The organism is Emticicia sp. BO119 (assembly GCF_013912375.1).
GTDB lineage: Bacteria > Bacteroidota > Bacteroidia > Cytophagales > Spirosomataceae > Emticicia.
The window spans coordinates 270,633-283,580 of sequence record NZ_JACETV010000007.1 but is presented as its reverse complement, the minus strand read 5'-3'; the positions used below and the strand labels follow the sequence as shown (position 1 = coordinate 283,580).

At 38.1% G+C, this 12,948-nt stretch carries 10 protein-coding genes and 1 pseudogene; 6 read left to right on the top strand and 5 right to left on the bottom strand.

Annotation, left to right across the window (positions count from 1 at the left end; all coding sequences use genetic code 11):
- Window positions 1-229, bottom strand: a pseudogene (locus H1R81_RS27340) (IS1 family transposase); the annotation flags it as partial.
- Between the two features lie 132 nt (window positions 230-361).
- Here H1R81_RS27340 and H1R81_RS21570 point away from each other — a divergent pair.
- Window positions 362-1,018: a hypothetical protein gene (locus H1R81_RS21570; protein ID WP_181842814.1), complete on the top strand. Its 657-nt coding sequence runs from the start codon at window positions 362-364 to the stop codon at window positions 1,016-1,018.
- A 91-nt stretch (window positions 1,019-1,109) separates the two neighbouring features.
- Window positions 1,110-1,424: a hypothetical protein gene (locus H1R81_RS21565; RefSeq protein ID WP_181842813.1), complete on the top strand. Its 315-nt coding sequence runs from the start codon at window positions 1,110-1,112 to the stop codon at window positions 1,422-1,424.
- A gap of 61 nt (window positions 1,425-1,485) precedes the next feature.
- Here H1R81_RS21565 and H1R81_RS21560 read toward each other — a convergent pair whose 3' ends face one another.
- Together H1R81_RS21560 and H1R81_RS21555 are read right to left on the bottom strand one after the other, a co-directional pair.
- On the bottom strand, window positions 1,486-3,459 hold the full coding sequence (locus H1R81_RS21560) for a glycoside hydrolase family 97 protein (protein ID WP_181842812.1): 1,974 nt from the start codon (window positions 3,457-3,459) through the stop codon (window positions 1,486-1,488).
- A 73-nt stretch (window positions 3,460-3,532) separates the two neighbouring features.
- Window positions 3,533-3,964, bottom strand: coding sequence for a lipocalin-like domain-containing protein (locus tag H1R81_RS21555; RefSeq protein WP_181842826.1), 432 nt, complete (start codon window positions 3,962-3,964; stop codon window positions 3,533-3,535).
- Between the two features lie 243 nt (window positions 3,965-4,207).
- On the opposite strand from H1R81_RS21555, the gene H1R81_RS21550 reads away from it, so the two are divergent.
- Window positions 4,208-4,753, top strand: coding sequence for an STM3941 family protein (locus H1R81_RS21550; protein WP_181842811.1), 546 nt, complete (start codon window positions 4,208-4,210; stop codon window positions 4,751-4,753).
- A gap of 15 nt (window positions 4,754-4,768) precedes the next feature.
- On the opposite strand, the gene H1R81_RS21545 is transcribed toward H1R81_RS21550, so the two are convergent.
- The gene (locus tag H1R81_RS21545; protein ID WP_181842810.1) at window positions 4,769-6,286 is read right to left on the bottom strand and encodes a 3-coathanger stack domain-containing protein; all 1,518 of its coding nucleotides are present in this window, start codon (window positions 6,284-6,286) and stop codon (window positions 4,769-4,771) included.
- 229 nt (window positions 6,287-6,515) lie between these two features.
- Here H1R81_RS21545 and H1R81_RS21540 point away from each other — a divergent pair, with 229 nt between their 5' ends.
- Entirely contained in the window at window positions 6,516-7,853 is a 1,338-nt protein-coding gene (locus H1R81_RS21540) for a Gfo/Idh/MocA family protein (RefSeq protein ID WP_181842809.1), read from the top strand.
- Window positions 7,854-8,256: 403 nt separating this feature from the next.
- Here H1R81_RS21540 and H1R81_RS21535 read toward each other — a convergent pair whose 3' ends face one another.
- A complete protein-coding gene (locus H1R81_RS21535) occupies window positions 8,257-8,421 on the bottom strand; it encodes a hypothetical protein (protein WP_181842808.1) in 165 nt (54 codons plus the stop codon).
- A 228-nt stretch (window positions 8,422-8,649) separates the two neighbouring features.
- Here H1R81_RS21535 and H1R81_RS21530 point away from each other — a divergent pair, with 228 nt between their 5' ends.
- Together H1R81_RS21530 and H1R81_RS21525 are read left to right on the top strand one after the other, a co-directional pair.
- Window positions 8,650-9,042, top strand: coding sequence for a response regulator (locus H1R81_RS21530; protein WP_181842807.1), 393 nt, complete (start codon window positions 8,650-8,652; stop codon window positions 9,040-9,042).
- 11 nt (window positions 9,043-9,053) lie between these two features.
- On the top strand, window positions 9,054-12,797 hold the full coding sequence (locus H1R81_RS21525; protein ID WP_181842806.1) for an ATP-binding protein: 3,744 nt from the start codon (window positions 9,054-9,056) through the stop codon (window positions 12,795-12,797).
- Window positions 12,798-12,948: the final 151 nt, after the last annotated feature.

Genomic DNA, 12,948 nt, shown 5'->3' with positions numbered 1-12,948 from the left:
CACATACTCGGCAAATACCAGATAAAGATATTCTCTCTAAAAGTAACTTGTTAATAAGAATTTTATCAGATTCATTCACAAACCAATCCTGACCTCCCTCCACAAATTGACGATTACAATTATGGCATAAATAGTTTTGCTTACCATAATGGGTATGACCATTCTTTTTAGTATTTTCGCTATTACAATGACTACAGTTCATCTTTGTTCTTTTTACAAAGATAAACATAGCATTACATTTTTAGGACTACCTATGCCTAAATGCCTCAATAGTATTGGCTCAGAATTTTATTATATTTGACAATGATTCGTCTTACCAAAGACTTATAAGCATAATAACCAAAGAAACTATATCAATTAAATGACCGCTTCTCTCACCCGATTTACCAAACGAGCTATCTCGTTTTTTCTGCTTTTGGCCGGCTTGTTTGCCTGCCAGTCGTCACTAACAAAAAAAATAAAATACTATTCTACCGAAATCACCCTGACGAATGGCACTGTGTTGAAAGGAAGCACCTCTCCTATTGCCAATGATAATTTTAGTTTTAAAGATGCTAAAACAAGTAAGAAGTCGACAATTCAGAATAAAGATGTACAATCTATCATCAAAAATTTGCCAGATGGGACAAGAGAATATATACAATTTGAAATAGAGACTAATAAAAAACGTGAGAAACACGAAACCGTTTTAGGAGCTTACGTAGTGAAAGGCCCATTAAGTCTGATTTCTTATGAAGCCACTGAACATACCCGACAAGTACAGACCATAAATAACCGACAGACCTTTGTGAATGAAACCATATTAGCCAAACACTTTTACCTGAAATGGACAAATGCTCCCGGCAAAGAAGTAAATATGGGCAAACGCAAGGCACAGGAAGAAGATTTTATGGATACTGCCTTAGAATTTTTTGCTGACGCCCCCGAACTTATGAAAAAAATAGGTAGCCAGGGCTATGAAGCCAAAGATATTAAGAAAATTGTAGAAGAATACAATGCCATTAAAAGTAAAAATTAAGGTATTGTTTTATTAATATTGAGTAGTAAGAATATCAAATAGATTACGTACATTTATAGAGTATCTCTTTTCCAATAAAATAGATAATCTTATGAAAACGCTTATTACTTTCTTATTCTCCTTCACTTTTTTAGCTTATACTTCTGTCTTTGCTCAAAAACCTGATTCGGTAAAAACACAGCAAGACTCTACCAACAGCAGCAAAGATTCTTTAAAAGTCCCTGCAAGAAAGCCTGATTATTTCTCAAAATACAAGAAAACTACTCCTGCTGACAAGCCCAAAGTAAACGATACCTGGAATGGCAAGAAAGAGGATAAAAAGGTGGAGTCGAACTATAAATATGAAAACGGCAGAGTAGTTGGCGGTGAAACCAAATTGAAATTGGGAAAGAAAAAGCAGCAATAGTAAGTTATCAGCAAACTGATAGCCAAGGCTACTCCGCACATTTATCTGTTTTAGAGATTTATTATTTCCTAACCAACCTAATCACATACCCCCCGCCTGGCGCTAAATGAATTTTTAATACATCTTTCTTGCTAAATGTTGCAGTAGATATATTATAATCCGCAGGGTATTTATCAGCATTTACCCCATCCTTACAGATGGTGGCTGTATAAGTGCCTGCTTCCAGAAAATCAAGTGGAATGGTTAAATCGCGGGCTGTGGCATCGGTCATGGCAGCTACATACCAGGTCTTACCCTTTTTGCGGGCTGTTACAATATAATCACTTACTTTAGCGTCAAGAACCTGGGTGTCGTCCCAAACAGTAGGAATACCTCCTAAAAACTCCATAAATTTTGGTTCTATAAATCCTTGCGAAGGGTTCCCTGCAAAAAACTGAATCGGACTTTCATAAATCACGAACATCGCCAATTGCTGTGTTCGGGTAGTCATCGACATCACATTTTCCGAATGTGGTTTAAACCCTTGTACAGTTGCATTATTCAGCATACCCGGTTCATAATCAAGTGGCCCTGCAAGCATTCTGATAAAAGGTAGTCTTAAATTATGCTCGGGTGTTACCTTACTGCTCCAGATATTGTATTCAGAACCCAAGACAGCTTCACGGGCTATGGCATGTGGAAAAGTACGATTAAACCCGGCAGGTTTAAAAGCTCCATGAAACATCAGCATGAGTTTATGACGCGCACAGGCCTCTGCTATTTTATAGAATAGCTGTACAGTCTTCTGGTCATCCCTATTGAAAAAATCGGTCATGATAAAATCAACGCCCCATTTATTAAACTGGTCTAAAGCAGGTTCTAATTGTTTTTCTAAAGTTAATCCTAAGGTCCACATACTTACTCCTATGCCTTTACTCTTGGCATAACTCGTAATCTTTTGCATATCAATGCCGGGCGTGATTTTAAAGAGATCGTTATTATCACTCCACCCGGCATCCATCATAATACGCTCAAAACCAAAACGTTTGGCAAAATCAATGTAGTATAAGTATGTTTCAGTATTAATCCCACTTTTGAATGGTACATTGAAAATATTAGAAGTAATAATCCATTCGTCAGTTGCCTTGCCAGGTTTTACCCATGATACATCAGCCACTCTCGATGGTGACGCTAACCTATACACGAGGTCGTTGGCAGGCAGGTCTTTATCTTGTGGCGCAATCATTAATACCCGCCATGGAAACACCCTGCTTCCTTTGGTTTTGGCAATGAAATCGGCTCGATTGGTTACATATTTCAAAGAATATAATTCATTTGATTCGGTTTCTTCTGCCGGATATGGCGCAAAATCTCCTCTCAGCGCATTACTCCTTGTGCCTGTCAGAAACATGCCCGGATAATCTTCTAAATCCGACTCTGTAATGGCTACTTTTGGCACTCGTTCGGGGGCTACCAAAACGGGTGTAAAGAATAAATCGTTTGTTGAAATACTATCCATGGCCTGAACCGTATAGAGTTCTTCAAAACTGGTATGGTACTTATCCATTTTGCTATCAGGAACTACTTTCGGGAAATACACTTGATGATTAACCGGAAAATGGAAGTCCGCCACTTCATCCTTTACCTGAATATCTTCTTTGAAATGTGTGATGATTCTATAAGCCATCCCATCATTATACACTCTGAATATCACACCAAAGGAATTGGTTAAGGTGAGACTGAGCTCAGTATATTCGTCAGGGATCTGCTTTCTCTTTTCGGGAACAGGGGAAATGATTACGCTCTTATTACTCCGTTGCGAAAATGCAGGGTTTGCCAATCCGTCAGATAACTTTTTCCCATCAGATAAAATTATATCTATTTCTGATGGAGAAACCAACTGCTGGCTTTTATAGAAAATACTATAAGTCAGTCTATTATTTACGCTAACCACTAACCTGATAGAACCATCGGGTGAGTTAATTTCTCTGATCACATCTGCTTTGGCAATGCAGGCGAATAGTAATAGTATTACCGTGAATAGATAGTGTTTCATAGGTTTTTCGAACTGTAACATAAGCCTATACAGCTATGCTAATTTAGGTATTATATCGATGCTAAACAACCCTCTACTTCACCCTCACATACTTTTCAATGTTCAGCCTGTCAATGCCCTGGCTTTCTATTTTTTCAACACCCTTTTGTACAAGAGTATCATTTTTGATTCCAATGGTAAAAGTAAAATCATGCCCTTCCCATTCTCTTGCGTTGCAATATTCCAGATGCTCTGTATAGGTATCATCTTTTAAAGTATAAGTCCCTGCCCCGGCTGAGAAAGCTGCCGTTGTCGAATCTTTGCCATGAGTTAAATCATGATTAGTAAAACTAAAATGGCTGTCGTTGATTATCTTAATAAAAGATAACCCTTTAGTATAGTCGGTTACAGTCGTATCACCCTTTTCAATCAATGTACCCGACAATAATCTCCATGTTCCCACTATTGGTAATTTATCCCTATTTTCTGTTTTGGTTTCTTTGGCGCATGAGAAAATAATAGTCATTATGACTACTGCACCGATTATTTTTCTCAGATGATGGTTAAGCATTTTTCAATATCTATTAAGGTTGAATCCGAAAGCTAACAGATTTACCAATGCGGTGCAAATTTATTTAACCCCCTTGCAGATGCGAATATATTGCGTGCTGTCAATTAAAATTTTCCTGCTCTTCTATTCCATCATTTGCATATCTCAAACCAATGCTCTAATTTTAGTCGATTACCTTTAACACTAAAGAAAATTAATATGAAACCTGGTGAATACCCTATCGAAATCCCGCTGAGCAAACAAAAACTTGTGCTATTATTAATTAGTGCCATTGCTTTTGTCGCCATTGGTATCTGGTTTGTTTCGAAGCCCGAATCATTTAGAAATGGCATATTGGGTAATCCTACCATTGTTCTGAGTATAGGTATCTTGTCAATTGTCGTTTTTGGCCTTGCAGCCTTTGTAATGGCTAAAAAACTGAAAGACAACGCCCCCGGATTAATTATTGATAAAACAGGTATCACCGACAACTCAACCGGCGTTCCGGCAGGCCATATCCCCTGGAGTGATATTAAAGAAATAAAGACCAATAAAGTATTCAATCAGAAATTTCTGGTGATTATGGTCAATAAGCCTGAAACTTATATTAACCGTCAGGGTAATGATGCAGCAAAGAAAGGAGTTCAAGCAAATTATAAAATTTCCGGTTCTCCAGTGAACATTCCAGCATCAACCCTTAAATATAATTTTGATGAATTAGAAAGCCTTGTGAAAGCAGAATTTAAAAAGCATAAAACAGCCTGAATTTTACAAGGCTGTTTAATGATACTCTTCGCAACCTTCAATCTTTGCTTCAAAAATATTATCGCTTTTAATCTCAAAACCGGGAGTAAGCAAAATACTACCTCCAGCCCTATAATGGATAACAGAACCCTGATTAAGGACTTTTACCGAAGAATTAATTTTGGTTTTTGCCTGAAAGTCTGCGATGTTAAAATATACTGTTTTTGATAAATCAAGTTGAGGGCGGCATTGTTCCATATTCGATAATTTAGCAACCCAGATATCATCGTTCCCGTATCCATGCGTAATATCATAATTGATATAGGGATAAGCATTACCTACAAATATAAAGCCGTCATCGGGTGTATTGAGCATACAGGTAGGCTCTTCGTGTCCGGCACTACCATAGTTTTTCTGCCACAGAATATTACCTGAAAGGTCAATTTTAGTCAACCAGAAATCAGCTTCACCATACATTATACTAATATCTCCATCGTTTGAAGTCGAATGAATCTGATTAAGAACCACAATCAATCCGTCAGATGTCTGTACGGCTTTTCGGGCATCATCTTCCGAGCTTCCACCGTAGCACCTGACCCATTCTTTTTCTCCTGTAGCAGATAATTTCACCAGAAAACTATCACGGTTATCACCCTGCCCATGATTCTGCGTGGCATCATAATCAAACGAATAGGTATCTCCTACAACTAAAAAACTATTATCAGCCAATTGAAGCACCGACCTGAACTTGTCATTTGCCGAACCACCAAAGTGCTTTTGCCAGACTACATCCCCTAATGAATCTATTTTAAAAATAAAAGCATCTGCTTCTCCATAGTTACCCACCATATCTATATCAGACCTCGACTGCCCTACCACAACAAATCCCATGTCGTTTGTCTCGAGTATTGAATAAGCCAGCTCTTCATTAGCACCACCATAAGATTTTTGCCATAGAATAGTACCAGAGCTATCTATTTTCACTATCCAGAAATCTGTATTACCAAGATTGACAGTAACATCTGTATTGGCAGAGGCAGAGCTTCCGGCAATAATCAGATTGCCGTCGGCAGTTTTAATCATATCTCTGCAAAAATCATTTTTGGTTCCACCTTTATTCTTTTTCCAGAGCAAATTACCATGTTTATCAAGCTTGATTAAAACTATATCAGTATGTCCGTAATTAGGCAAAAAATTAGCATCATAACCGATATAAGTGCCACACACCATCAAATCTCCATTGTCTGATTCCTGTATCGCAAATCCTTGTTCTTGCCCGGTACCTCCAAAAGACTTACTCCACTCTATAGTGCCGTTAAAGGATATTTTGCTCACAAAAATATCCCAATCTCCATTATTTGAAGGAATATCAAAGTCATTAGAATACGAGTATCCTACAAGAGCATAACCTCCATCGCTCGTTGTAATAATCTTTTCAACCTTGTCTGTATTACTCCCTCCAATACTTTTTTCCCACGTTATAGTGGGCACCTGGGCTTTAGAAACAAAAGCAATCAAACAAAAAATACTAAAGTATAAGATTCTTCTCATCATGGCTCTGTTTTATCCGTTGTGTACTATGCACTATTTAAAAACAAATTAGACAAAAACGAAACAAACAAAAATTAAAACTGACAAGAGAGTTAGAAAAATAGACTTATCGAAACAATTCAGATGCACCGTATATTTTTGATTTTTTGAGATTCAGCAAACACTCATCTTGAAATAATATAAAACTTTGATTATAATTTTTTATTTTTGGCTAAATAAACAATACCTACCTATGATAAATGACCGTCGGAAATTTTTAAAAAATCTTAGTACAACTACCATTGGAGCTGCCGCTATAGTAGCTACCCCACTCATTGAAACCCAGGCCGCTATTACTCGTGCCAGCTCTGCCAACCTTATAAATGTCGGGCTCATAGGCGTGCGTGGAATGGGTTGGGCAGACCTGAATTCTTTTCTTAAAAACCCTGATACCAGATGTATTGCCCTCTGCGATGTAGATGCCGATTTGCTTGCCCAGAGAGCTGCCGAAATAGAAAAGAAATTTGGCAATAAGCCACAGACTTTCAGCGACCACCGCGAACTACTCAAAATAAAAGACCTGCAGGCTGTAATGATAGGCACCCCAGACCATTGGCATTGCCTACAGGTATGTGATGCCTGTGCAGCAGGAAAAGATATCTATGTAGAAAAACCGATTTCTCTGAATCCTGAAGAGGCTGACCTGATGGTGAAAATGGTGCGAAAACATAACCGAATATTACAGGTAGGGCAATGGCAACGTAGCGACCGCCATTGGATAGATGCACTGAAAGAATTAAAAACAGGCTCTATCGGAAAAGTAAGGCAAGTGAAAGCCTGGGCAGATGTAAATTATGGCCGTGATTTCAATGTAGTTCCTGATTCGGAAGCACCTAAAGGAGTAGACTACGACCGTTGGTTAGGGCCTGCACCTGAAAGGCCTTTTAATAAAAACAGGTTTCATGGTACATTCCGCTATTTCTGGGATTATGCCGGAGGGCTAATGACCGACTGGGGAGTGCATATGCTTGATATGGTATTGGCAGGAATGAACGCCAAAAATCCGAAATCAGTCATGGCAATTGGAGGGAAACTGGCTTTCCCGAATGATGCTGCCGAAACACCCGATACTTTGACAACCGTCTATGATTTTGGCGATTTCAGCCTGGTCTGGGAGCAGTTTATGGCAATGGGCACATCACCTTATTTAGACGATGTAAGCGAACCGGGTGTAGCTTTTATTGGAGAAAAAGGTATTTTAGCTATTAACAGAGCCCATTGGAAAATTATACCATTGGAAGACAACGGCAAGTATCTGATGAATACCATGCCTGTGCGAAGAAGCTGGGATTCAGGCCTGGATGCACATACCAGAAACTGGCTGGAATGCATCAGAGACCGTAAAGACCCAAATTGCACCATTGAAATGGGCAGAGATACAGCTGTAGTAGCCCAACTGGGCAATATTGCCTACCGCACAGGCCGGAAATTAGAATGGGATGCCCAAAAACGTCAGTTTAAAAATGATACTGAAGGTAATAAACTATTAAAAGTCAATTACCGTGCTCCCTGGGAGTTACCAAAGACTTGATTAAAGATACAAAAAAGGATAACAGATAAAGCAGGGGAGGTACACCATTCAACAGCGTATTCCTACTGCTTTATTGTAAATTACTTACGCTCACTCAATTCTTTACGAAAGAAAATTTACTGATTATTGACTATCAATTCAAAACAAATTTCAAGTGTTTAATCATATTTCCCTTTTCTGCTTTCAGGCAAGCTTAATTTTAAGTCTGAATCATTTTTTTCAACAATATGATAAGCAATTACTTTAAAACAACCCTTAGAGACCTCTTTCAAACAAAGTTTCTACCACTATCAATATATTAGGGTTAAGTATAGGCATAAGCCCTTGTCTCATTATTTTCATGATAGCAGATTTTGAACTGAGTCATGATATTTTTCACCCTCATAAAAACCAGATTTACTGGTTAGTGAGCACTACCATAATCGATGGCAAGTAAAATGATATGGGTAGGTCTAATAGCTACCCAGATTACATGAATTACAATCATTCCACAAAAAATCTCTAATGAATCCGGTGAAGACTTTGAAGAGTGAATGAGCAGGGCGCATGGAGCAAGAGGAAAAGACATAATATTACTATTATGCCTTCTGACTTTTGCTCTCTACCCTAAGCCCTATGCCCCATGCTAACAATTCTCGTGTATATTTTGAAATCAAATAAAAAATTACATAATTTTGGTAGTGCTATAAAATTATAACATAATGCCCGATTTTATAGTTTTTTATAGCATGACAATTCACCTGAACCTAAAACATACCCTGCTTTAACAACTTAGTATTCTCAGCTAAATCCTATAATGCAGAAAACTACTGTCTTCCTTATTGATGATGATATAGACGACCAGGAAATTTTTTCGTTCATTCTATCAGATGCTTATCCGCAAGCCGAATGCGTATTTGCAGATGATGGTCTATACGCTATACAGCAATTACAGAATGTTTCATTTAATCCGCATATTATTTTTATTGATATTAATATGCCTCGCCTGAATGGATTGGAGATTTTGAAAGAAATTAAAAAAGTAAAACGTCTCTCCGACACCCCTGTTTTTATGTACTCTACCTCTAATGAAAAGGCAATTGTAGAAGCCAGTAAAAAGTTGGGAGCTACGGGTTTTATTAAAAAACACATTGATACCGATATAGCAAAACAGGAATTCCAGAGTATAATTGCAAAGCTTAAATTATAAAAGAATAGCTTATGTCAGAAAAGAAAATCCATGAGTTTCTTGCCGGAGGCGGAGAAATGGGTGAACGTATCCGAAATTTCGACTGGAGTAAAACTTCATTGGGTAAGCCTGAGTATTGGCCCCAGGAATTAAAAACCTGCGTGCGCATTATGCTTAGTTCGCAACAACCTATCTGGATTGGCTGGGGAAAAGACCTCATCAAGCTTTATAACGATACTTATATTGATATTGTTCGTGGCAAACACCCTGTGGCACTGGGCCAACCTGCTTCGGTTGTGTGGAAAGACATATGGAAAGATATAAACCCTTTACTTTCAAAAGCTATGCTGAAAGATGAAGGCACCTACGTAGAGTCTCAGTTATTGATTATGCACCGGAGTGGCTTCCCCGAAGAGACTTATTATACTTTTTCTTATACCCCTGTTTTGGGTGATGATGACAAGCCCGCAGGTATTATTTGCTATAACACAACCGATACTGAAAGAATTATTAATGAGCGTTCGCTTAAAACTTTACAACAGTTAGATAGCCTTGTTCAGAAAAAAACCGAGAAAGAGGTATATATTCAGGCAGCTAAAGCTGTTGAATTTAATAAATGGGATTTTCCGTTTGCACTGATCTACAAAATAAATAATGATGGCGATACAGGTGAACTAATTTCTACGGCAGGATTTAAAGAAAAACATCCTACCCTACCAGACAGCGTCGACGTTAGGAAGCCAAATTCCAATACCGAAAATTTCTGTATAGCTGTAACCGAAAACCGATTGGTTGAATCACATAATAACGGACATTGGGGCGACCTGCCAAAAGGAGCATGGGATATTGCCCCACATCACTTTATTCATGTGCCAATCAAGGGTGCCAGTAAGAAATTCCCCTTGGCTATTTTAAGCATAGGTTTAAATCCATACAGACAATTTGACGAAGCTTACAAAAACTTCATTCAATTAACTGCCGACCAGATTTCTTTAGGTGTCAACAATGCCATTGCTTATGAAGAAGAACGCAAACGTGCCCAGGTATTAGAAGAATTAGACAAAGCCAAAACACTGTTTTTCTCCAATATCAGTCATGAGTTCCGCACGCCTATTACACTGATGCTCGGGCCATTAGAAGAACTATTAAATAAACCTGATATTCACTTAAGCGCTTATGAAAGACAACATGTAGAAGTAACGCATCGCAATGCTCTGCGTCTGTTAAAATTAGTAAATACCCTACTCGATTTTAGCAGGATTGAGAGTGGCAGACATCAGGCAAATTTTGTACCTGCCAATTTATCAGCCTATACCCGGAATCTCGCCTCTAACTTCCGGTCTGTTATGGAGAAAGCAGGGTTAAAATTAATGGTTGAAGAAGATGAAATAAATGAGCCTGTTTATATAGATAAGCAGATGTGGGAAAAGATCGTGTTCAATCTTTTATCTAACGCTTTCAAATATACGTTAAAAGGTTGCGTTACAGTTAAATTGAGTCGACATGGGCAAAACGTTTTATTAAGTGTAGAAGATACTGGTGTCGGAATACCCGCTAAAGAATTGCCTCATATGTTTGATCGTTTTCATCGGATTCAAAATACCGCAGGCAGAACACATGAAGGTACAGGTATAGGCTTATCATTAGTAAAAGAATTAGTACAACTACATAAAGGGGAGATAAGTGTAGAAAGCAAAGAGGGAATCGGGAGTAAATTTATTGTAAGCATTCCATTGGGTAAATCTCACTTACCCTATACACAAATACAGGACACAGCCGATTTTGCCGATGCCATTTCAAATGTATATATTGACGAAGCGGCTTCTTTTTTACAGAATAAACCTGAAGAATCAGTAGCAGAACCCGGGAGTTTCGATACCAGCCTGACAACAGTTTTAGTTGTTGATGACAACGCAGATATGCGCCAGCATATTCAGGCTATCATTAGCACCAGATATAATATACTTACGGCAGCCAATGGCGTAGAAGCCTTGCAAGTAATAGCACAACATAAACCCGATCTGATTTTGAGTGATATTATGATGCCGGTAATGGACGGCATTGAATTGCTGAAGGAAGTAAAAGACAATCGTGAAATAGCACATATTCCGGTAATATTGATAACTGCCCGGGCAGGCGAAGAATCAAGAATAGAAGGCTACGAAACAGGAGCTGATGATTACATGACCAAGCCTTTTTCGGCCAACGAATTATTATCCAGAATAAAATCCCAATTGAAAATTGCTCATACCCGAAAAGAGGTCGAACAACGGTTAAAGGGATTTCTTATGCAGGCTCCTGCCGCTATTGCTATTCTTGAAGGCTCAGAGCATACCTTTAGCTTAGCAAATACCCGATTCCAGCAACTAATCGGTCGCCAATCTGCTGAGATGTTAGGTTATAATTTAAGACAGCTATTCCCCGAATTTGAGGGGCAGGGTATTTATGAAATCTTCTCTTATGTCTATAATAGCGGTGAACCCTTTGCTGCTAATGAGTTCTTTGCCTCTTTCATCTACAAAGGCCATATTCGATCGGGTTATTGGGATTTTATCATTTATCCGATAAATAACGAGAATGGCTCAATTACCGAACTAATGGTGCACGTAATTGAATCAACAGCACAGGTAGAAGCAAGGAAGAAAGTAGAAGCCAGCGAAAGACAATTCAGGATACTGGCAGAAACATTGCCGCAATTAGTATGGATGACTGACGCAAAAGGAAATCAGGAGTATGCTTCTGGCCGTTGGGTAGAATATACAGGATATGAATCTTCGCCAGAGAACTGGTTAAAAACCCTGCACCCTGATGATTATGAGAAGATGGCTAAAACCTGGAACCATAGTTTAAATACTGGCAATATTTATAAAATTGAGCTTCGCTTGAAAAATAAAGCAGGAGAATACCGTTGGCACTATGGGCAAGGAGAGCCTGTTCGGAATGACCATGGTGAAATTATTAACTGGATTGGCAACTTCATGGATATTCATGAACAAAAAGTCTTTACCGAAAAACTGGAAACTTTAGTGGAGGAAAGAACCGTTGAATTATCAGATAAAAATACAGCTCTCGAAAACTCAAATAAAGAACTCGAATCGTTTAATTATATTGCCAGCCACGATTTGCAGGAACCTTTGCGAAAAATCAGAACCTTTATTCATCTGATAGAAAAAGGCGGTTTTGAAAGCGAAATTGGCAGAAAATACTTCGAAAAAATCAACTCTTCTGCTCAACGGATGAGCGATTTAATACAGTCGGTACTTACCTATAGTCGGTTATCAAAAACTGGAGAAGATTTTACAGAGACAGATTTGAATAAAATTCTGGCAGAAGTACAAACCGACTTTGAATTGTTGATAAAAGAAAAAAATGCCACAATCAGAAGTAATAGACTGCCTGTTATCAAAGCTAATGCTTTACAGATCAATCAACTCTTCTCAAATCTGATTAGTAACTCATTAAAGTTCTCAACAGAAAAACCCAGAATTAACATATCTTCAAAGATAGAAAAAGGGAAACAGGTAAATAATCTGGCAAATCCTGAGCAATCATTTGTACACCTGATTTTTGAAGATAATGGTATTGGTTTTCCTGAAGAGTTTAAAGAAAAAATCTTTAATCTTTTCCAACGCCTGCATGGCAAGTCTGAGTATTCGGGTACAGGCATTGGGTTAAGCATTGTGAAGAAAATAGTTGAACAGCACAAAGGTTATATCTCTGCTGAATCAAAAACTGGTGAGGGTGCTATTTTTAATATATGGCTGCCTGTTGAGTAATATTTAGTACTTGAGCTAATGATTGATTAACTGTTTCACTTCATGGTATAGAACAGGGTAATCAGGTGATAAATATGATAAGAAATTCAATGAAGTAATATCACTATTTAGTAGCAGTTACTTATATTGCCCTATTAAATCTAAACCATTA

Bases quoted from the DNA above. Each gene is read 5' to 3' on its own strand.
- H1R81_RS21535 (WP_181842808.1), bottom strand. From the start codon at position 8,421: ATGTCTTTTCCTCTTGCTCCATGCGCCCTGCTCATTCACTCTTCAAAG.
- H1R81_RS21540 (WP_181842809.1), top strand. From the start codon at position 6,516: ATGATAAATGACCGTCGGAAATTTTTAAAAAATCTTAGTACAACTACC.
- H1R81_RS21545 (WP_181842810.1), bottom strand. From the start codon at position 6,286: ATGATGAGAAGAATCTTATACTTTAGTATTTTTTGTTTGATTGCTTTT.
- H1R81_RS21570 (WP_181842814.1), top strand. From the start codon at position 362: ATGACCGCTTCTCTCACCCGATTTACCAAACGAGCTATCTCGTTTTTT.
- H1R81_RS21555 (WP_181842826.1), bottom strand. From the start codon at position 3,964: ATGACTATTATTTTCTCATGCGCCAAAGAAACCAAAACAGAAAATAGG.
- H1R81_RS21530 (WP_181842807.1), top strand. From the start codon at position 8,650: ATGCAGAAAACTACTGTCTTCCTTATTGATGATGATATAGACGACCAG.
- H1R81_RS21565 (WP_181842813.1), top strand. From the start codon at position 1,110: ATGAAAACGCTTATTACTTTCTTATTCTCCTTCACTTTTTTAGCTTAT.
- H1R81_RS21560 (WP_181842812.1), bottom strand. From the start codon at position 3,459: ATGAAACACTATCTATTCACGGTAATACTATTACTATTCGCCTGCATT.
- H1R81_RS21550 (WP_181842811.1), top strand. From the start codon at position 4,208: ATGAAACCTGGTGAATACCCTATCGAAATCCCGCTGAGCAAACAAAAA.
- H1R81_RS21525 (WP_181842806.1), top strand. From the start codon at position 9,054: ATGTCAGAAAAGAAAATCCATGAGTTTCTTGCCGGAGGCGGAGAAATG.